General features: G+C 72.6%; 17 protein-coding genes. 10 read left to right on the top strand and 7 right to left on the bottom strand.

Annotated elements, in window-relative coordinates; all coding sequences use genetic code 11:
• Positions 1 to 381 precede the first annotated feature (381 nt).
• Both AQJ58_RS22595 and AQJ58_RS22590 read right to left on the bottom strand, forming a co-directional pair.
• Positions 382 to 813 carry a tautomerase family protein gene (locus AQJ58_RS22595; protein ID WP_067252823.1) on the bottom strand — a complete coding sequence of 144 codons (432 nt, stop codon included), beginning with the start codon at positions 811 to 813 and terminating at the stop codon, positions 382 to 384.
• Positions 814 to 951: 138 nt separating this feature from the next.
• Complete coding sequence (locus AQJ58_RS22590) at positions 952 to 2535, bottom strand: sigma-70 family RNA polymerase sigma factor (RefSeq protein WP_079079118.1); 1584 nt, start codon at positions 2533 to 2535, stop codon at positions 952 to 954.
• Positions 2536 to 2762: 227 nt separating this feature from the next.
• Here AQJ58_RS22590 and AQJ58_RS22585 point away from each other — a divergent pair, with 227 nt between their 5' ends.
• Positions 2763 to 3080: a hypothetical protein gene (locus AQJ58_RS22585; RefSeq protein WP_199844652.1), complete on the top strand. Its 318-nt coding sequence runs from the start codon at positions 2763 to 2765 to the stop codon at positions 3078 to 3080.
• Between the two features lie 85 nt (positions 3081 to 3165).
• Here AQJ58_RS22585 and AQJ58_RS44610 read toward each other — a convergent pair whose 3' ends face one another.
• The 3 genes from AQJ58_RS44610 to AQJ58_RS22575 form a co-directional block, all read right to left on the bottom strand.
• Positions 3166 to 3456 carry a hypothetical protein gene (locus tag AQJ58_RS44610; protein WP_234360234.1) on the bottom strand — a complete coding sequence of 97 codons (291 nt, stop codon included), beginning with the start codon at positions 3454 to 3456 and terminating at the stop codon, positions 3166 to 3168.
• Positions 3457 to 3775: 319 nt separating this feature from the next.
• On the bottom strand, positions 3776 to 3907 hold the full coding sequence (locus tag AQJ58_RS45425) for a hypothetical protein (protein WP_267892083.1): 132 nt from the start codon (positions 3905 to 3907) through the stop codon (positions 3776 to 3778).
• A 59-nt stretch (positions 3908 to 3966) separates the two neighbouring features.
• Positions 3967 to 8715, bottom strand: coding sequence for a cation-translocating P-type ATPase (locus AQJ58_RS22575; RefSeq protein ID WP_067252817.1), 4749 nt, complete (start codon positions 8713 to 8715; stop codon positions 3967 to 3969).
• 294 nt (positions 8716 to 9009) lie between these two features.
• On the opposite strand from AQJ58_RS22575, the gene AQJ58_RS22570 reads away from it, so the two are divergent.
• Positions 9010 to 9354, top strand: a complete 345-nt coding sequence (locus AQJ58_RS22570) for a hypothetical protein (RefSeq protein ID WP_159056294.1) — start codon at positions 9010 to 9012, stop codon at positions 9352 to 9354.
• A 409-nt stretch (positions 9355 to 9763) separates the two neighbouring features.
• On the opposite strand, the gene AQJ58_RS22565 is transcribed toward AQJ58_RS22570, so the two are convergent.
• Complete coding sequence (locus AQJ58_RS22565) at positions 9764 to 11080, bottom strand: cytochrome P450 (protein WP_067252813.1); 1317 nt, start codon at positions 11078 to 11080, stop codon at positions 9764 to 9766.
• A 48-nt stretch (positions 11081 to 11128) separates the two neighbouring features.
• Entirely contained in the window at positions 11129 to 12484 is a 1356-nt protein-coding gene (locus AQJ58_RS22560; RefSeq protein ID WP_067252812.1) for a glutamine synthetase family protein, read from the bottom strand.
• A gap of 348 nt (positions 12485 to 12832) precedes the next feature.
• On the opposite strand from AQJ58_RS22560, the gene AQJ58_RS22555 reads away from it, so the two are divergent.
• From AQJ58_RS22555 to AQJ58_RS22520, 8 genes are all read left to right on the top strand, one after another.
• The gene (locus tag AQJ58_RS22555) at positions 12833 to 13021 is read left to right on the top strand and encodes a ferredoxin (RefSeq protein WP_067252810.1); all 189 of its coding nucleotides are present in this window, start codon (positions 12833 to 12835) and stop codon (positions 13019 to 13021) included.
• 5 nt (positions 13022 to 13026) lie between these two features.
• Positions 13027 to 14247 carry an NAD(P)/FAD-dependent oxidoreductase gene (locus tag AQJ58_RS22550; protein ID WP_067253389.1) on the top strand — a complete coding sequence of 407 codons (1221 nt, stop codon included), beginning with the start codon at positions 13027 to 13029 and terminating at the stop codon, positions 14245 to 14247.
• Between the two features lie 11 nt (positions 14248 to 14258).
• The gene (locus AQJ58_RS22545) at positions 14259 to 15065 is read left to right on the top strand and encodes an acetoacetate decarboxylase family protein (protein ID WP_067252809.1); all 807 of its coding nucleotides are present in this window, start codon (positions 14259 to 14261) and stop codon (positions 15063 to 15065) included.
• A 35-nt stretch (positions 15066 to 15100) separates the two neighbouring features.
• Positions 15101 to 16567 carry an aldehyde dehydrogenase gene (locus AQJ58_RS22540; protein ID WP_067252807.1) on the top strand — a complete coding sequence of 489 codons (1467 nt, stop codon included), beginning with the start codon at positions 15101 to 15103 and terminating at the stop codon, positions 16565 to 16567.
• A complete protein-coding gene (locus AQJ58_RS22535; protein ID WP_067252805.1) occupies positions 16560 to 17489 on the top strand; it encodes a 3,4-dihydroxyphenylacetate 2,3-dioxygenase in 930 nt (309 codons plus the stop codon). The genes AQJ58_RS22540 and AQJ58_RS22535 overlap by 8 nt, the downstream gene beginning before the upstream one ends.
• Before the next feature lie 10 nt (positions 17490 to 17499).
• Positions 17500 to 18345 (top strand): fumarylacetoacetate hydrolase family protein, encoded by an 846-nt coding sequence (locus AQJ58_RS22530; protein ID WP_067252803.1) that lies wholly within the window; start codon positions 17500 to 17502, stop codon positions 18343 to 18345.
• Between the two features lie 81 nt (positions 18346 to 18426).
• Entirely contained in the window at positions 18427 to 19062 is a 636-nt protein-coding gene (locus AQJ58_RS22525) for a TetR/AcrR family transcriptional regulator (RefSeq protein WP_067253387.1), read from the top strand.
• Between the two features lie 206 nt (positions 19063 to 19268).
• Positions 19269 to 20450, top strand: coding sequence for a cytochrome P450 (locus AQJ58_RS22520; protein ID WP_067252801.1), 1182 nt, complete (start codon positions 19269 to 19271; stop codon positions 20448 to 20450).
• The last annotated feature ends 147 nt before the right edge of the window (positions 20451 to 20597 follow it).

Here is a 20597-nt window from a genome sequence, read left to right as displayed (position 1 = left end):
GGAAGCCCTGTAGCCGGGACGGCACTGGCGGCGTCGCCGAGCCGGTCGCGGACGGCGCGTGCGATCCGGTGCAGGGAGACGGCGTCGCCTGCGGCGGCGATGAACCGTTCGCCGGCTGCGGCGTCCTCGGCGTCGACGCTCACCGCGACACCTTGCCGCACCCGCCGTCAGTTCCATCGGCGCCGTCCTGGCCGGCACCAATATCCCTGGCCAACACCCGCGGCTGTCGGCGCCTGCTGGACTTCGCCCGCCAGCAGGTTCCCGGCCGGCACCTGGAGCGCCTGACCGGGTGGGCGAGCCCGGCGAAACAAGTGATCAGCCGGGGAGGGGTCACTGCCGGGTCCCGAGGCGAGCCGGGTTGAAGCACGTCGGCCGATCCTGTCACTCGTCGACGCGCTGCTTCTGGGCGAGGGCCACGAGGTCGGCGTGGCGGACGATCGAGCCTCCCGCCCCCCACGTGCCGTCGGGCTGCTCGTGCACCAGTACCCAGACCCGTGGCGCATCGGCCTGGGAGAGTCCGGCAGCGGACAGTACGATCCCGGTGGCCTCCGCCACGAGGCGGTCCTTGCCCTCCTCGGAGAGCACGAACTGCGGGACCGTCACGTCGATGAGGAAGCGCGGGGTGTCGTCCGCGGCGGTGGTCTGCGCCCCCTCGGGAAGTTCGACGAGGTAACTCCACAACTGGGCCCGGAAGAAGGCCGCGTCGGGCGCTCCCTCGCAACGCAGCAGCGCATCGGCCAGGTCGCGCTGAACGGTCTTGCGGCCCTCCGGAGTGAGGGAACCCGACGGGACCGTGAGCCGGATCATCGACATGACGCAATCTCCTGTCCGCCGTACACGGCATGGACGTACGGCAAGATCTACTACGGCCATTGTGCCCGGCGTCCGGCGGTGCTCCGGCCGCGCAGGCCATCCGCGGAGCCTTCGGCCGCAGCAGCGTGACGGGTCGGGTCAGGTCGGGGGTGTCACGAGGATGAAGGAGCGGCTGGCCCGGTACGCGGCTGTGTTCTGGGCGGGGTCGAGCCACAACTGGAGGTTGGCCCGGTGGCGGAGGTAGCGGCCTGGATAGTTGTAGGACTCCAGGGAGAGCGAACCGTCGGTGGAGCCGGAACGGGGGCAGAAGGTGGCGTCCTTGCGGAAGAGGGCCGATCGGTCGTCGGGGTCCAGCCGGATACGGAAGGAGTAGTGCCGGACGTATCTGCCGGTGGTGTCCCTGAGCGAGTAGCAGCTGGGGTCGGCCAGGCCGGGCACGAAGGTGAAGGTGGCCGCCTGCCGGGTGGCCGCCGAACTGGTGGGACCGGCCTGGGCCAGGATGCCGAGCCGGCCGGACTGGCTCACATAGTCGTCGGGGTTGTCCACCGACCGCAGGGCATGCCGGCCCGGGACCAGCACCCCAGCCGTCGTCGGGGAGGATGCCGTCGGCGTCGACTTCGGTGTGGGTGTGGGTGTAGGTGTGGGGGTGGGTGAGGGTGTGGGGGACGTTGGCAGGGGCGGAGGCAGGGACGGGACGGGGGGCGACAGCGGGGCCGCGACGGCGGGCCGCGTGGTGGGTTCGTGCGGTTGGGTGGCGGTGTGCCAGGCCACACCGGCGGCCGCGAGCGTGACGGCACCCATGGCCGCCGCCGCGGCCGGCTTGGCGGCCAGCTTGGCTGTCGTCCGCGCTCTACGGCTCGCACCGCTCGCCGTACGCATGCCCGCGCCGACGCTCGCCGCGGCCGAGTGCGCCGCCAGAGCCCTGGCCAGTACCAGGTCGGCCAGGGCAAGCGGTACCGGCACCAGCGCGAGGCCGGCCAGCAGCCCCTCCGCCGGTATCAGGTCGGAGGAGTGCAACAGGCACTGCGGACAGTCGCGGACATGGCGTGCCAGCCGCTTGCGCCACAGGGCGGAGGGCCGCCCGTCCCACGAGGTGAGCACGGCGGCCAGGTCCGGGCAGCGCGGCGAGGCCGTCACGGCTCGCACCACGGTGCGCGCCGCTTGCAGTCGTTCCTTGACCCGCTGGATGCGGACCGCCGTGTGCTGCGGTGTGAGGCCGCAGGCCGCCGAGAGCTCGGCGCGGGTGAGTTCACCGGCGCTCTCCATCCACCACAGTGCGAGTACCTCGCGTTCCTCGTCCTCCAGCCAGCGGGTCGCCTCCGCCGCTTCACGCCGCTGGCCGGACAGTGCGAGCCGGAGAATCGCCAGGTCGGTGAAGTCGGCCTGCGGGTCTGTTTCGTCTGCGGACTCCTCCAGGGGGTGCGCGGTGAGCCAGGTGCGCCCCGTGCGCCACCGGTCACGGATCTGTCGCACGGTGATGGCGACGAGCCAGGACCGGAACCGGTCCGGCTGCTGTAGCCCCGGCAGCCCGTGCAGGACCCGCAGCATCGTCTCCTGGACCACGTCGTCGACGTCGCCGTGCCCGTCCAGCGCCCGCCCGACGATGTTGTAGACCAACGGCAGACAGTCCCGTATCAGCTGTTCCGAGGCCTGCCGGTCCCCGGCCCGCGCCGCCGTGACGACGGCAGCGTCCGGCCGTTCCCGCATGTCGTGTGAGCGCACCCCGCCCCGCCTGTCCTGCCGCCTGCCGATGTGTCGAGGGCGACAGTGTGTCAGGAGCTCGCCCGCGGGAGGAAACCGGCACTTGTCGATCGGTGGCATGCCCGCTCGGTGGTGGGCGGTCCGTCGGCGGACAGTCTGGCGCCGTTCGGTACGCCGCTGGTCTCGGGCCCTGCCTATGGTGGAGGGAGGGGGAACCGTGAGGCGGATCGGGAAGGGATGAGGGCGAAATGAGCGCAGCGAGCGTTGCTCCCCGGGATGTCGGTCACGTTGGGCCCGGTGCCGCGCAATCGGGTGATGCGAGGAATGGCCGTGCGGCGGCCGAGCGGGCGGTGAAGCGGGGCGCTGTCGCCGTGGATGTGCTCGGTGTCCGTGTTGAGCTGCTTCCGGTGGATCAGCTCGCCTTTCTGGCCGGTGTGGGCGTTCTGGCGGCCCTGGAGATCGTCGAGTGGCCGGTAGCGCTGGTCCTGGCGATCGGGCACCAGCTCGCCCACAATCAGCACAGTCGGGTGCTCCGCGAGTTCGGTGATGCTCTGGAGGAGGCCTGACGCCAGGGGGCGGCGTCCCTTCCGGGGGTCGGCGTCCCTTCCGGAGCCGCGCCGAGCTCGGCGGGGGTCCGCGCGGACTCGTCGCTCACACTGTCGTGGTCTCCCGCTGGGCGGCTTCTGTCCTGGCGGAGGGCTCGGGGCCGGCCTGCCGGCGTGTCTCCTCCGCCTGCCGGGCGCGCCTGCGGGTGCCCTGCTCGCGGGTGATCACTTCGGTGGCGGCGCCGACGGCGACGGCGACCGGCCATTCCAGGGCGCCGGCCACGGTCATGGCGCCGAGGACGGTGTAGTAGGCGAGTTTGCGGGGCGCGGGCAGCAGGGACGCGGCCGTGCGGGCGTTGGTGAATATGTCGCCGGGGGTCACGTAGGGGATGGGCACCGTGGGGTGCGCGGTATGCAGGTGCACCACTTTGCCGCCGGCCGGCTCGTTGCGGCGCTGCGCGGCCTCATGCGGGTGCTCTGCCGAGGCCTCGGGTGTCGGTGGTGTCTGCGCCGTGCCTGTTTCTGTCCGGGCCGTCGCACCCTGGGCTGTCGGTTGTTCGTGGGGGGTTTCTGGCTGGGTGTGCGAGGCTGTCATGTCCGTCCTCCCGGTGCTGGGAGCGTGCGGGGAAGGGGTGTTCCCTTCCAGCCTCCGACCGTGGACGGCGACAGAACACCCCATTCCCTAAAAAAGGGAAAGATTGACGTCCCGTGACGGATCACGCGTGAGCGGTGACCGGGCGGCCGGTGCCCGCGAACGTCTTCCACAGGTGCAGGGACAGGCGGATCAGGGCGGCCTCGATCAGGGCGGCGGCCGCCTTGGTCAGGATCGTGGTCAGGATCTGCGGCATCGCTCGGCCGCCTTTCGTGTGTGTCGTGCCGGGAACCGCTCCTTTGTCCGGTCTCCCGGTCACCGGGAGGTGGCATCCGTGTGAACAGCAGGTGAACTTGCCCTTTCCTTTGCCGGGGCGGGACGCTCGGTGGGCCGTCCCGGTGCCCGTTTCGGTGCCCGTCGCGGTGGCCGTCCCGGGCGGGCGGAGGGACCCGCCGCGCGCCGGACCATGGCGGGCGCCACAACGGAGCCTGCCGCCGATGCCAGCGCGATCGTCCAGCCCGCGGGCCCCAGAGGGCGGCTGCCGAAGAAGTGGCTGAGCCCTGGCACGGTGACCACCACGCCGAGCACGGCCAGGGAGCCCGCGACGGCGGCTGTGACGACGGGGTCGCGGCCTGCGTCCTGCAGCGTCTGGAGCAGCTGGGATGTCACGAGGGCGACCAGCGCGACGGTGTCGGCCCGTCTTCGGGTGCCGGTCGCCCGGGCGATCGCCCAGGCGACGGCGGCCGCTGCCGTGGTGACGGCGGCCCGCAGCCGGATGTGGCGGGTGAGGGCGGTGCCGAGGGAGGCCTCGGGTCCTTCCGCGAGGAGTTTCGTCGTGTGGTCGGCCGGCGGCCGGGCGGCGATGGCCAGGGCGGGCAGCATGTCCGTGAGGAGGTTGACCAGGAGGAGCTGGCGTGCGTTGAGTGCGCTGCGCCCGGTGAGCAGGCTGCTGGCCAGGGTGAAGGCGATCTCTCCGAGGTTGCCGCCGAGGAGGATTCCGAGGGCCTTGCGGACGGACGCCCACATGGCGCGGCCTTCGACGATGGCGTCGACGATGGTCTCGATGCGGTCGTCGGTGACCACCATGTCGGCGGCGGAGCGGGCTGCCGGGGTGGCTCTGGAGCCGAGGGCGATGCCCACGTCCGCGATCCGGATGGCGGGTGCGTCGTTGGCGCCGTCGCCGGTGACGGCCACGACACGGCCGGCCGAGCGCAGTGCGGTGACGATGCGGACCTTGTGCGCCGGGGTCACCCGGGCGAACACGGTGATGTCCGGCAGGATCCGTACCAGCGCGGCATCGTCCAGGGAGTCCAGTTCCGCGCCCGTCATCAGCTGCGGTTCCTCGCCGGGCCGCAGTTCTCTGGCGATGGCGGCGGCGGTGCTGGGGTGGTCCCCGGTGACCATGACGATCCGGACCCCGGCGGCGGCGAGCCGGTTCACGCTGTCGGCCGCGGTGGCCCGTACCGGGTCCGCGAGCCCCAGCAGGCCCAGCAGACACAGTCCGTCGAGGCTCTCGTCGCTGACGTCCGTGAGCGCGGCGTCGTCCGGCAGGGTGCCGGGGGGTAGTACCCGCTCGGCGACCGCGAGGACCCGCAGACCCTGCCGGGCCAGCCGGTCGACCTGTGCCTCGATCTCCGCCCTGTGCTGGTCGTCGAAGGGCGTGTCGGTGGCGTCCCGGCGGATCCGGTCGCAGCGGGCCAGGACGACCTCGGGCGCGCCCTTGACGACGATCCGTGCCTGGGAGTCCGACCGCCCCAGTACCAGGTGGTAGCCGCGCGCCGGCTCGAACGGCAGCTCCACCAGCCGCTCCCACCTGTCCGTGCCCAGCCCGGCGGCCCGGGCGGGAGCCTCCCCGAGCAGTTCCGCCCCGGTGGCGATGGCGCGGTCGGTGGGGTGGGCGAGCGACGCGGCGGGCCCGGAGGGACCGGCCAGGGCCGCCGTGGCGACGATCCGCCGCAGCGCCGGGGAGAGCCGGTCCGGGGGACTGCTCTCTTGCCCGTCGCAGACCTGCTGGAGGCTGATCCGGCCCTCGGTGAGGGTGCCGGTCTTGTCGAAGCACAGCACGTCGGTACGGCCCAGTGCCTCGATGGTGGAGGCGCTGCGCACGAGGGTGTCGCGGGTGGACAGCCGACGGGCCGCGGCCAGTTCGGCGACGGTGGCGACGAACGGCAGCCCCTCGGGCACAGCCGCCACGCACAGGCTGACCGCGGAGCCCAGGGCTGCGCCCAGCGGCCGCCTGCGCAGCAGGTCGAGGGCGAAGAGGGCGGCACCGGACCCGACGGACAACGGCAGGAACCAGTGGCCCAGCGCCTTCAGCCGCTGCTGCGCACCGCTCTGCGGCAGTTCGTCCGGGGGGACCGCCTCCGCCGCTCCGCCCGCCTCGGTGGCGGTCCCCGTGGCGACCACCACGGCGAGCACATGACCGGCCGCGACCGTCGTGCCCTGGTAGAGCATGGAAGTCCGGTCCGTGACCGCGCGCGCCGCGCACGGCGCTGCGGACTTGGCGACCGGCAGCGACTCGCCGGTGAGGCTGGACTCGTCCGCCTCCACGCCCTGCGCCTGGACCACCCGGCAGTCGGCCGGGACCGCGTCACCGGAGCGCAGCTCGATCACATCGCCGCGCACCAGGTGCTCGGCGGCTGTTTGCACCGTCTCGGCCCGGCTCCCGCGGCGCACCCGTACGCGCACCGAGGTCGCCTCGACGAGCCGCTCGGTCGCCTGGTCGGCGCGCTGCCGCTGCACCCCGCCGACCAGCGCGTCCACCCCCAGGGCCCCGCCGATGAGCACGGCGTCCACGACGGAGCCGAGAGCCGCCGAGATGCCGCCGCCGACGGCCAGGACGGGCGTGAGCGGGTTGGCCATCTCCTCCGCGAACCTGCCGAGCAGTGTGAGGGCGCCGGCATGCCGGTCCAGGCCCTCGGCATGTCGGCGCCGGGCGGCCTCGGCCTCGTCCAGCCCACGGGAGGAGGTACCGAGCCGCGCCATGACCTGACGTACCGTCATGGCGTGCCAGGGCGTGCGCTCGACGGCCGCCGGAGCCGGGCGGCGTCGCAGCCGCCAGCCCGCCCACAAGCCCGTCGTGAGCCCGGCGACGGTCACCGCGTCGGTCACCGCGCGGGCCCGCGCCCAGGCCCCGGAGCGGGGCCCGAGCAGGGCGAGGGCCGAGCCCGCGAGCGCGCCGGCGCTCTCGACGCGGGTGGACAGCACGTTCACCCGCCGGGCCTCGGGCAGGGCGGCCAGCAGCACAGGGACGACGTCGGGCTGGGCGGCGACATCCGCCTCCCAGGGGATGTGCCGCGGACCGGTGACCACTCCGATCCCCAGATCCGCGCGCACCAGGGCGCGCCGGGTCCGCGCCGACACGACGGCCACACCGTGGCCCTGCGACTGGAGGGAGCGGACCAGCGCGGCAGTGCGGCGGTGGCCGGTGGGAACGGCCTCGGGAAGGCCGAACCGGCGGTGCAGCCCCACCGGACCGCCGGCCAGCCGCACCTGGCCGCACTCGCCCGCGGCGCGCACCAAGTGTTGGGCGAGAGCGTGCAGTTGAGGGACCAGGCCGGCCACGGCGAGCGGCCTGCCGTCCCGCAGGACGAGCAGGACCTGCGCCCCCTCCTCGGCCCAGCGCGCCGCCCGCGCGGCGGTCTCCTCGGACACCGCGCCGCCGCCGGGAACGTCGTCGGCGCCGGTGTACGGCCGCAGCTCCCAGCCCTTGCGCCGCAGCGGCCGGGCATGGCCGCTGCCGTGCCGGTGCCGCCGGTGCCGCCGGCCCGGCGGGCCGCCGGGCTCGATCAGCTCGAGGATCCACGCGTGGATCTCGTCCTCACCCGGGCCGTCCCCGGCGGCGCCTGGGCGGTGCGCGCCGTCCGGTCCGGCTTCCCCGCTGCCCGGCGGCCCGCCGGGCGGCTCCAGACGCACCAGGCTCTCGACCGTCCATCCGCCGGTGGCCAGCACCCGGGCGTCAAGGACGACCGTGTCGATCCGGTCGAGGCGGCGCAGTGCTTCCGGGCGCAGTACCAGCGCCCCACGCTCCGAGACCGTCCGCGCCACGGAGCAGGCGAACGACTCCCGGCCGAAGCGGGGGCCTCTCGGTGTCCCGGCGGTGAGCAGCCCCAGCCCCCGGTCATGGCTGAGCGTGCCGATCGCGGTGAGGCCGTATGCGGCGAGGGCGGCCGGTACCGCCGCATTGGCGTACCGCTCGCTCGGCGCGGACGGCAACGCGGCCGGCCGCTCCTGCGCCGGCACCGCGTCGTGGCGGTAGACGCCCTCGTGCGCGGCGAGCCTGCGTGCCCAGTCCCCCCAGGCCCTGCGCCGGGCCTGCACCTCGGTGTACCGGGCGACGGCCAGCGCGGTCGTCGCGGCGGCGCCGACAGGCCGGAACGTCAGTGTCGTCAGCAGCAGGTTCGTCGCGGCCCAGAGCCGCTCCGCGGCCTTGTCGCCGAGCCGGCCGGCGAGCCCCTCGCGCAGCCGGGGCACGGCCTCGGCAAGCTGCACCGCCGACATCACCACCGGAGGGAGGCCACGCAGCCGCAGTACGTTGCCGACCGACGCCACCCCGACCGCCGCCAGGCCCGCGCCGAGGTGCACGGCCGCCTCGATGCCCTGCCCCACCGCGCCGGGGAAACCGGCCGGACGCCGTGCCCGCTGCGCGCCGGCACCCGGCTCGCCCCCGTCGCCGGGTCCCGCCTGCGGTGCGACGGCGTCCGCCGCGCCGACCAGGGCGACGACGCGCTCCAGATCCGCCTCGGGCCCGCAACCGACGTACACACAGCCCAGCGCGCCGTTCACCTCGGCGCGGTAGACCCCCGGCATCCCCCGCAGCGTGCTCTCCAGCTCACGGGCCGCGCTCGCCGTTCCGGGCCGTCCCAGGCGCAGGACCTGGATCTGCACACCGCCGGGCGTCCGCCAGAGCCGGGGCGCGTCCGGCCCCTGCAACGGCCCTACGGCCGGCAGGGCCGCCGGCGCCGAGGCCAGCCACCGCGCGGCGGAGCGGACCGAACCGAACAGAGCGGAAGCGGGCGGCAGCAGCCGGGTGAGTACGGACGGGGAACGCGCTGGCCGGATCACATGGCCTCCACCATCGGCCGACGGGGGTCGTGGCCAGCGCCCCGAAGGACACACGGCTGCATCCAGTATGGGCGGTTTGCTCCGTATCGTCCCGCGCGCCCCGCGGCGGCTGCGCTGACCGGGTTGCCGCCCGGTGGTGCGGCGCGGAAGCCGAGCCGGGCCGCGCCTGTGCCGGCCGCGTCACCGCCGCACCGGCCCGCTCGCTTCACCGCGCTCGCGCTACCGCCAAAGCCCGGCAAGCGGCAGACTTGAAAGGAAGCATTCGTCGCAATTCATATGATCCGAGTGATTCGTATGGCCTCCAGCGCAGCTCCGATGAACTCCGGCGCGACTCAGACCTCCGAACGGGGCACGACCCCTGGCGATCTCAAGGCCAGGGCGGCGGGGATGGCGTCACGGCTGCCCGCCTTCCGGGGCAGGGATCTGGTCTTCTACGGCGGACTGGGGGCACTGGCCATCGCCGGTGCGCTCGAATGGCCGGTCGCCCTCGCCGTCGGCGGGGCCACCTACGTCGTGACCGGCGGCTGGACCCGGCAGGAGACCCAGGCGCGTGCGGGCGAGACAGCCGGGGCCGGCGAAACGGCCGAGGCCGGCAGGACCGGCACGGAACAGCAGGCCGCGGCACGGCGGGCAGGCTGACAGCCGCAAGCACGGGCGGTGGCCCCGTCCCGGCCACCGGGCCGGGGCCACCGCCCGCTTCCGTCCGTGAACCGACGCAGGCCAGGGCCCAGGTCGGCCACGCTGACGGTGCCCGTCCTGCCGGGCGGGGCGTAGTCGCGGGGGTTGCCCATCACGCCGCCCGCTGCGGCGCCGGCAGACCCGTAAATCCGCGCGGCCTGCGGTCATGGTCCGGTTCTCGCTCAGGACGAGCACGCCTGCGGGCAGGTGTCTTCCCGCTCAGGACGAGCCGCATGTGGGCAGGGGGCATCGTGGCACTCGTGGCACTCGTGGCACTCGTGGCGCTCGTGGCGCTCGTGGCGGCCGGGGCGCTCGTGGCGGCCGGGGCGCCCGGGCGGCCGCAGCCGTCCGGACGGCTTGGACCCGGCGCTCAGGCGAGGGTGACCTCGACCGGCAGCTTCTTGATGCCGTTGACGAAGTTGGAGCGGACGCGGGGGACGTCGCCGGCGAGCTTGATGTCGGCGATGCGCGGGATGAGCTCCTCGAACATGATGCGGATCTCGGTGCGGGCGAGGAGGTTGCCCAGGCACAGGTGGGGGCTGCCCTTGCCGAAGGTGACGTGGTCGTTGTTCTGCCGGGTCACGTCGAAGTCGTAGGGGTCGGCGAAGACTGCCTCGTCGCGGTTGCCGGAGGCGTACCACATGACGACCTTGTCGCCCTCCTTGATCCGCTTGCCGCCGAGGTCCACGTCGCGGGTGGCGGTGCGGCGGAAGTGGTAGACGGGGGAGGCCCAGCGCAGGAACTCCTCGACCGCCGTGGGGATCAGGGACGGGTCGTCCTTCAGCTTCGCCAGCTGCTCGGGGTGCTGCAGCAGGGCGAGCATGGAGTGGGAGATGGTGTGGCGGGTCGTCTCGTTGCCCGCCACCACCAGGAGCAGGAAGTAGTTGTCGAAGTCCTGGGCCGAGAGCGGGACGCCGTCGCGCGGCGTGGTGTTGACCAGCTTCGAGACCAGGTCCGTCCCGTCGCCGCCGCGCCGCTGCCGCGCCAGCTCCCTGCCGTACTCGAAGACTTCGATCGAGGCGGGGGAGCGGAAGGGCAGGTCGCGGTACTGCTCGCTCTCCGCGCTGTGCAGCAGGACGTCCGCGTAGTCGGGGTCGGTGTTGCCGATGATGCGGTTTCCCCAGTCGATGAGCTGCTGGTTGTCCTGCGGCGGGACGTCGAGGAGCCGGGCCAGGACGTTGATGGGGAAGTCGGCGGAGACGTCGGTGACGAAGTCGAAGGTGCCCTTGGCGAGGGCCGCGTCGAGCGTCCTGGCGGTCAGGCCGCGCAGGAAGTCGCTGTAGCTGTTGATGACGCCCGCGCCGAACTGCCGCTGGATCACGCTGCGCAGGGCGCGGTGGCGGACGCCGTCCATCTCCAGGATGGAGGCGCGCTTCTTGATCTGGTCGTCGTCGAGTTCTTCGAGGTTGACGAACCTCGTGGAGGTGAAGGTCTCCGGGTCGCGGTCGACGGTGGCGATGTCGGCGTGGCGGGTCACCGACCAGAAGCCGGAGTTGGGGGCCTCTTCGGGCTGCCAGTGGACCGGGTCCTGGTGGCGCAGGGTGTGGAACATGCGCCACGGGGTGATGCCGTCGGCGAAGTTGTCGAGGTCGGCGAGGTCCACCCGGTCGAGCGGCAGGGGCTCGTCGAGGGCTGCGCGCAGCTCGGCCCGGGTGGTGGGGACAGCGGGAACGGTGGGGCTGGTCATGGGGCGGTTCCTTCGGGGAGGTTCCGGGCGAGGGTTTCGGGGGCGGGCTTACAGGTGGTAGGCGTACTCGGTGAACTCCCAGTCGGTGACGTGCCGCCCGAAGCGTTCGGTCTCGTCCCGCTTGTAGGTGAGGAAGGACGTGGTGAAGTCCTTGCCGAGCAGGTCGGTCAGGGCGGTGTCCGACTCCAGCGCGTCGAGCGCGGCCGGCAGACTCTGGGGCAGCAGGGCGGCACGGGAGGTGTCGTAGCCGTAGCCCTGAAGCGGGGCGGGCGGTTCCTCGCCGGCCCGGACGCCGAGCGAAGCGGCCGCGATCGTGCCGGCGATCAGCAGGTACGGGTTGGCGCTCGCGTCGCCCAGCCGCAGCTCCAGCCGCGCCCCGGAGCCGCGCTCCGGCGGGACGCGGACCATGGCGCTGCGGTTGTCGAGCCCCCAGTCGATCAGCCAGGGCGCGAGGGTGTCCGGGCCGAAGCGCTTGTACGAGTTCACGGTCGGGTTGGCCAGGGCTGCCAGCGCGGGCGCGTGGGCGAGTATGCCCGCGATGGCGTGCCGGGCCGTGGCGGACAGGCCGTACGAGCCCGCCGGGTCGTCGAAGGCGTTCTGACCGGCGGCGTCGTTGCACGACAGGTGGAGGTGGAAACCGGAGCCGCCCGCGTCGCCGAAGGGCTTGGCCATGAAGGTGGCGAGGTTGCCCTCCTTGCGGGCCAGTTCCTTGACGGCCGCCTTGAAGCGGAAGGCGCGGTCGGCGGCGTCGAGGGCGGCGGAGTGGGTCAGATTGATCTCGTACTGGCCGCCGTCGAACTCGTGGTTGCCGGTGACGACACCCAGCCCCAGGTCGCGCAGCGCGCGCAGGGTGCGCAGCAGGTGGTTGTCGGGGTCGGCGCGCAGGCCCGCGGTGTAGACGGCGCCGGTGGTCTCCGGTGAGCGGCGCCAGCCGGTGGGCGAGCCGGGGGCGGCCTCCAGCAGGAAGTACTCCAGCTCGGGGCCGACGACGGGGCGCAGTCCCTGCTCGGCGCAGCGGACCAGGACGGTGCGCAGCAGGTCGCGGGGGGACTCGGGGGCCGGGGCGCCGGTCGCCGGGTCGGCGACCTCGCCGAGGCAGGCGGCGACACCCGGCTCCCAGGGCAGCACGGCCAGGGTGGACAGGTCGGGGCGTACGGTCACGTCCGGCAGACCGGCGTCCAGACCGCCGGCGACCGGGACGACGTCGCCCTGCGGGGTGGTGTGGTAGACGGCGCGGCAGAAGGCCAGGCCGTGCTCGCAGGCCGACGGCAGATGGTCCAGCAGCACCTCGCGGGCGCGGTCCGTGCCGATCAGGTCGGGGTAGACCACCCGGACCACGTCGACGCCCGCGGCGGCGAGCCGCTCCATGTGCCGGCGGATGTCTGAGGTGTCGGATGCGCTCACCGGTGTCTCCTTGGCGGAAGGAAGGGACTCCCTGTGCCCGGGCACAGGGGAGGGGTGCGGAGGGAGGCCGGGGCGGGGGAGAAGCGGTCCCGGCTGGTCGTTTGATCCCGAACGATATGGAGAGGGTTGCGAGCCCGCAAGGGGCTGATGGGGAAAAGTTATCCATCTGGACAGGTATTGACCAGGGGCGGGCGGCTTCCTATCTTGTTTGAAGCCAAACGAGTGAGGGGTGCGGCATCCGCTGGATTTCGCCCCCTTTGGCCGAGGGGCCCGGCCGCACCCGGGCCGGGCCCCTCTCTTTCTCTCGGCTTCTCTGCTCCGACGCCCTCACCCCTCAGGAGGACCGCCATGAAGGTCGTCGTCGACATGAACAAGTGCCAGGACCACGGCCAGTGCGTCTTCGCCGCCCCCGACGTCTTCTCGATGGACGACGACGGACACCTGGTGTACGTGTCCGACCCCGATGACGCGCTGCGCGACGAGGTCGAAGAGGCAGCCGACGTGTGTCCGCTGCAGGCCATCCGGATCGAGGGATGACCGCCATGACCGCACCCACGACCGGACGTGTCGTCGTCGCCGGCGCCTCGATGGGCGGCCTGCGCGCCGCCGAACACCTGCGCGCGGCGGGCTGGACCGGGACGATCACGGTCATCGGCGACGAGCCCCACATGCCCTACAACCGGCCCCCGCTGTCCAAGGAGGTGCTGGCCGGCAAGGCCCCCTTCGAGTCGCTGGCCTTCACGCCGAAGGCAGCCGCCGCCGACGTGGAGTGGCGGCTGGGCACGAGGGTCGTCGCGGCCGACCTCGACCGGAGTGTCGTCGCACTCGACGACGGCTCGGCGCTCTCGTACGACGGACTGGTCATCGCCACCGGAATGCGGCCCCGGCGCCTGCGCTGCCCCGGCCCGCTCACCGGCCGCCACACCGTCCGCACCCTCGCCGACGCCCAGGGCCTGCGCGACGAGCTGACCCGCCCTGATGCCCGCGTGGTCGTGGTCGGCGCCGGGTTCATCGGCTGCGAGGTCGCCGCCACCGCCGTGGGCCTGGGCGTCCGCGAGGTGACCGTCGTCGATCCGCTCCCCCTGCCCATGGCCGGGCCGCTCGGCGAACTGCTCGGCCGCGCGCTGCTGAAGCGGCACGAGGAGCGCGGGGTGCGCTTCACGCTCGGCACCGGAGTATCCGGTTTCGAGGGCGAGGACCGGGTCACCGGCGTCGTGCTGAGCGACGGCAGTGTGCTGCCCGCCGACGTGGTCGTGGAGTCGGTCGGCTCGGTCGCCAACACCGAGTGGCTGGAGGGCAACGGCCTCGACCTGTCCGACGGCGTCCTCACCTGCGGGCAGCTGCGGGTCGGGGGGCGGCCGGAGGTCGTCGCGGTCGGCGACGTCGCCCGCTTCCCCAACGCCCGCTACGACGGCGTACCCCGGCGCGTCGAGCACTGGTCGATCCCCACCGACACAGCCAGGCATGCCGCGAAGGCCCTCGTCGCCCATCTCACCGGCGCGGAGGGGGAGCCGGCGCCCTTCGCCCCGCTGCCGACGTTCTGGAGCGACCAGCACGACTTCCGGCTGCAGTCCTTCGGCGCGCCCGTCCTGGGCAAGGACGACGTACGGATCCTGGACGGCGACCCCGACGGTGACGTCCTGGTCGGATACCACGCCGCGGACCGGCTCGTCGGCGTCGTCGCGCTCGGCGGCCAGGCCGCCGCGACGGGCGCCGCCCGCTATCGCGCCCAGTTGCTCAAGCAGCCCGCCCTCACCGCGTAAGGAACCCCTTCATGTCCCCTCTCCGTGGTTACTTCCACCCCAAGACGGCGAGCGGCGCCTCCTCGCTGATCCCGTCCCCGCCGTGGCGCTACTCCGGCGACCTGCTCACTGTCGAGTACCGCACGGATCCCGCGCGGGTGCGTGAACTGCTGCCCGAGCCGCTGGACCTGGCCGACGAGGACCCGGGCGCGGTCGCTTTGATCTGGGCCGACTGGCAGTCCTGCTCGGCTTCCGGTCAGGAGCTGCTGGACCCGGTGCTCGCCCAGTACAAGGAGGCGTTCGCGGTCGTGCGCTGCACGTACCGGGGCCAGACCTACACCCGCTGCGTGTACATCTGGGTCGACAAGGACTTCGCGATCGCGCGCGGACTGCACCAGGGTTACCCGAAGAAGCTCGGCTCGATCCACCAGACCCGTCCGCATCCGTACGGGCCCGCCCCGCGCATCGAGGCCGGCGCCCGCTTCGGGGCGACCCTCGCCGCCGCCGACCGGCGTCTGGCCCAGGCCGTGGTCACCCTGCGGGAGCCGTCCGAGACCAACGGCTTCGTCAACGGCCACCCCATGGCCCACCACCGCTGGCTGCCCTCCATCGAGAAGGGCAAGGGGCTGGCGCTGGACGAGCTGATCGAGTCCGGTGCCGCCTCCTTCGAGGGCGGGCAGGCGTGGCGCGGCGACGCGGAGCTGGAGCTGTTCGAGGCACCGACGGAGGAGCTGGCCCGGCTGGAGATCGGCGAGCCGATCGCCGCCTACTACCGGCAGGTCGGCGTCGTCTGGGACGGCGGCCGGCTGCTGGAGTCCGGCACGTCCGGCGCCGAGTGACCCCGCACCCACCACAGGACTTTTGGAGACCGGACATGACCGAGCACACCCTCACGGTGGCCGGGGTCGCCGTCGACACCCGGCACTGGATCGGCGGCGAGCGCGTCGCCTCCACCGACACCTTCACCGATCTCTCGCCGATCGACGGAAGCGTCCTCGGTGAGATCTCCCGGGGCACCGCGACCGAGGCAGCGGCCGCGGTGGCCGCGGCGAAGGCCGCCTTCCCCGCCTGGGCCGCCACCCCCCGCGCCGAACGCGCCCGTATCCTGCATGCCGTCGCCGACGGCGTGGACAAGCGCCTGGAAGAGCTCGCCATCGTCGAGACCTGCGACAACGGCGCCCTGCTCCGCTCCCACCGCCGGGGCGTCATGCCCCGCGTCGCCCACAACTTCCGCTTCTTCGCGGACTGGCTGCTGACGCTGGAGCACGAGGACTTCGAGACGCGCGGGCACACCAACCACGTCAGCTGGGACCCGGCCGGCCCCTCGGTGCTGATCACGCCGTGGAACGCGCCGCTGATGCTGGCCACCTGGAAGGTCGCCCCGGCTCTCGCGGCGGGCAACACGGTCGTCCTCAAGCCCGCCGAGTGGACCCCGCTGACCGCCTCGCTGCTCGCCGACATCGCCGCCGAAGCCGGGCTGCCCGCCGGGGTGCTCAACGTCGTCCAGGGCTACGGCTCGGAGATCGGCGACGCCCTCACCTCGCACCCCGACGTGCGCCGGATCAGCTTCACCGGCTCGGTCCCGACGGCCAAGCGGATCACCGCCTCGGCCGCCGCCAACCTCACCCCGCTCAGTCTCGAACTCGGCGGCAAATCACCCCTGCTGGTGTTCGCCGACGCCGATCTGGACCTCGCCGTGGACCTCGCCGTGGAGCAGTACGACAACGCCGGGCAGGTGTGCCTGGCCGCCACCCGGATCCTGGTCGAGGAGTCGATCGCCGAGGAGTTCACCCGCCGCTTCGTCGAGAAGGCCGGGCAGCTCAGCCAGGGCGACCCGCGCGACGAAGCCACCGACATCGGCCCCAACATCCACCCCCGGCAGTTGGAGAAGATCGACGGCTTCGTGCAGCGGGCTCTGGCGGCCGGGGCCCGCGCGGTCATCGGCGGGCACGGGAAGGACGGCCAGTACTACGCGCCGACCCTGCTCACCGCTGTCGCCCAGGACAGCGAGATCGTCCAGGAGGAGGTCTTCGGACCGGTCCTGACCCTGCAGACCTTCGCCGACGAGGACGAGGCGGTCCGGCTGGCCAACGACACCCGCTTCGGGCTGGCCGCCACGGTGGCCACCGGCTCGCGCGAGCGCGCCGACCGCGTCACCACCCGGCTCGTCGCGGGCACGGTATGGGTCAACTGCTTCTTCGTACGCGACCTGCGGGCGCCCTTCGGCGGCTCCCGGCACTCCGGCGTCGGCCGGGAGGGCGGGACCTGGAGCTTCGACTTCTACTGCGACCTGAAGAACACCGTCACCGCACCGACCGGATGGAGCCGCGACCATGGGTGAGATCGTCGGGGCGGGGCTCCTCGCCCATGTCCCCACCATCGTGCTGCCCGAGGCCGACCGGCTGGAGCTCAACGAGGGCAGGGAGATCACCCTCGTCACCGGCCTGCGGCAGCTGCGCAGGGACGTCTTCGAACGCGACGACTACGACACCGTCGTCGTGCTGGACTCCCACTGGGCCACGACGGTCGAGTTCGTCGTCACCGCGCAAGCGCGCAGGGCCGGCCTGTTCACCTCCGAGGAACTGCCGCGCGGCATGTGCCGGATGCCGTACGACTTCCCGGGCGACCCCGAACTCGCCCGGAACATCGAGAGGTTCGCCGACAAGCACGGCACCTGGATCACCGCGATCGAGGACGACTACCTGCCGATCTACTACGCCACCATCAACCTCTGGAAGTTCCTCGGCGAGGGGCTGCCGGACAAACGGTGGGTGACCATCGGGGTCTGCCAGACCGGGGACATGGAGGACCATCTGCGCCTGGGCCGCGCCCTGGCCGACGGGATCGCCGCCACTCCGGGGCGGCGCGTGCTGCTGATCGCCTCCGGGGCCCTGTCGCACACCTTCTGGCCGCTGCGTGAGCTGCGCGACCACGAATCCAGCGACCCGGCGCACATCTTCACCCCGCAGGCACGCGCGGCTGACCACGAGCGCATCGGCTGGTTCAAGGAGGGCCGGCACGACAAGGTCCTCGACACCATGGACGAGTTCTGGAAGTACAGGCCGGAGGCGAAGTTCTTCCACTACCTGATGATGGCCGGCGCCCTCGGTGAGCAGGCCTGTGTCGCCCGGGCCCGCCAGTACGGCGAGTACGAGAACTCGATCGGCACGGGCCAGGTCCACCTCTGGTTCGACCGGCCCGCCGACGGCTGGACCGGCGCCGGTCTCCCGCAGTCCCCACGCACCCCGCACAGCCGCATCTAGGAGTTCTGCCATGCCCGAGTACCGCCGCATCCTCCTCGACGGCGCGGTCGTCCAGGTCACCGTCGACGGGGACGAACTCGTCGCCGGGGACGGCCGCCGCGTCAAGACCGAGGACGCCCGGCACCTGCCGCCGGTCGTCCCCTCCAAGGTGATCGCCGTCCACCTCAACCACCGCAGCCGTGTCGACGAGTTCCGGATCGACCTGCCCGACACGCCCACGTACTTCCACAAGCCGACCTCCGCCCTCAACTCCCACCACGGCGCGATCGTGCGCCCCGAGGGCTGCAAGTGGCTCAACTACGAGGGCGAGGTCGCCATCGTCATCGGGAAGACCGCCCGGAACGTCTCCCCGGCCGAGGCGGGCGAGTACATCGCCGGCTACACGATCGCCAACGACTACGGCCTGCACGACTTCCGCGACACCGACGCCGGTTCCATGCTGCGCGTGAAGGGGGCGGACACGCTGTGCCCGCTCGGCCCGGGCCTGGTCACCGACTGGGACTTCCACGGCAAGCGGCTGCGGACCTACGTCAACGGGCAGGTGGTGCAGGACGGTTCCACGGACGAGATGAAGTGGGACATGCACTATCTCGTCGCCGACATCGCGCGCACCATCACCCTCTACCCGGGCGACGTCCTGCTGTCCGGCACCCCCGCCAACTCCCGGCCGGTCCAGCCGGGGGACGTGGTGGAGGTGGAGGTGGAGGGGCTCGGCCGACTGACGAACCACATCGTGACCGGCCCGACCCCGGTCCGTACCGACGTCGGCGCACAGCCCACCGAGTCGGAGGAGGTCCTGTCCACCGCGCTCGGCGGTGACTGGGAGTTCCGCGGCATCCGCCCGCCCAGGCGCTGACCGACGCCCGTGAACGGCGCCGCACCGGGCCTGCCGACCGAGGCGTCCGGTGCGGCCGCCCGCCCGGGTAGGGTCGCCCGCATGACCGAGTCCGCCGACGCCCCCCGGAGCCGGCCCGCCCGCAAGCGCCTGCACTACGGCGAGGGCCGGGAAGCGCTGCTGCACGCCGCCGTCCGTGTGGTGGCGCGGGGCGGCCTGCGCAGGCTCACCTACCGGGCCGTCGCGGAGGAGGCCGGGGTCACCCACGGTCTCGTGGTACACCACTTCGGGTCGCGCGACGCGCTGATCGAGGAGACCCTCGCCCACACCATCCGCACCTCGCTGAGCACCAGTGCGCTCGAACCGGGCACCGGCAGGGTCGCGGACTTCTCCGCGGGGCTGTCGCAGATGGTCACGGCGGACCCGGACATCCAGGCGTTCCAGTACGAGCTGCTGCTGGAATCGCGCCGCCGCCCGGAGCTGCTGCCCCAGATCCGCGCGTTGTACGACGAGTACTTCGACGCCACCCGGCGCGAACTGACCCGCATGCTGCCCGCCGGCGCGGACACGGCACTGACCCGGCTGGTCTTCGCCGCGCTCGACGGCCTCGTACTGCACCAGCTCGTCCTCGGTGAGCCCGAGGCCACGGATGCCGCACTGGACGAGCTGCGCTCCTTGCTGAGGCTCCTCGACGCAGACGGTGACACGGTCGGCGACCGTAGCGCCGAGGACGGCTGACCACCCCTGTGACCTGCTTGTTCCAAGGCTCCGGACGTTCCGCGTCCGGAGCCTTTCGCTGTCCGGCGCCACGATCCCGTTTGATTCCGTACGAGTAAAGAGTCGGTTACGGCCACCGGAAGCATTGACGCAGCTTTCCAGATGGATAATTCTCGCCTGCATGGCAGGGACCGCCCGCGGCCGCCATGCATCCCTAGGAGATCCCCATGACCATCGAGGCTCCCGCACCCGAGCTGCTTCCGTTCCGCGACCCCGGCTACCGGGCGGACCCCGCCCCGTACTACGCCCGGCTCCGCGCGGAGGCGCCCGTCTACCGGCATCCGGCCGGCGTGTACGTGGTGTCCCGCTACGAGGACGTCGCGAAGCTGATCCGCAATCCCACCCTCAGCGTCCGCAAGCTCGATTTCGGCGTGGCCGATCCGCTGCACGACACGGTGCTCGGCCAGGACGCCCCCGACCACACCCGGCTGCGCCGCATCACCAACCGCTGGTTCACGCCCAAGGCGGTCGAGGAGTGGTCCAAGGTGATGCAGGCCTCCGTGGACGCCGTACTCGACAAGGCGGTCGAGGCGGGCGGCACGCTCGACGCGGTGGACGACCTCGCCCTGCGCTCCACCTTCGAAACCATCTGTCACATCTTCGGTGTCGAGCCCACGAAGATGCTGGAGATCCAGAAGGCCACCTACGACATCGGCGTCAGCCTCGGGCCCGGGTCCGACGAAGACGACTGGCGGGTCACCGGTGAGGCCTTCGAGTGGTACGAGCGGCACAACCGCGCCCTCATCGCCCACAAGCGCGCCCACCCTGGCAGCGGACTGATCGACCACTTCCTCGCCGAGCAGGACGCGGGGAACATGACCGAGAACGAGGTCGTCTTCTCGGTCCTGCTCTTCTTCGCCGTCGGTCACCTGGACATCAAGCACCTCATCGTGCAGGGCATCCGGCACATGGCCGAACACCCCGAGTACATCGGGATCTACCGCGACCGGCCGGACATCCGGCCCGGCTTCATCAACGAGGTGCTGCGCATCGAGACCCCCGAGCAGATGGTCTCGCGCCTCACCACCCAGGAAACGGTCATCGGTGACACGATCGTGCCCGCCGGCGAGGTCCTCGTCCTGCTCATCGGCTCCGCCAACCGCGACCCGGAAGCCTTCCCCGACCCGGAGCGATTCGACCCCGGTCGGCCGGACGCCGCGAGCCGGCACCTGGCCTTCGGCGCCGGCCAGCACGGCTGCGCGGGACAGGTGCTCGCCCGCGCACAGGCCGACGTCGTCTTCACCGCGCTGGTCAACCGCTTCAGCGCGATCGAACTCGCCGGTGAGCCCGCCTTCACCCACACCGAGTTCCTGCGCAGCATCGCCCACCTGCCGATCCGGCTGCGCTGACCGCGCGCCGGCCGTGCGGGAAGCCGCGGACGTCTGCCCGCTGCAGGCCATCACCGTCCACGAGTAGGCGGGCATCGGCAGGTCACCGACAACCCGTCGCGCCGCCGAAGCGTGAGAACATCGCCCAGCCCCTTGTCATGTGGATAG

Source organism: Streptomyces sp. DSM 15324 (assembly GCF_001514285.1).
GTDB lineage: Bacteria > Actinomycetota > Actinomycetes > Streptomycetales > Streptomycetaceae > Streptomyces.
The sequence above is the reverse complement of the archived record's forward strand: the minus strand, read 5'-3'. Positions and strand labels throughout refer to the sequence as shown.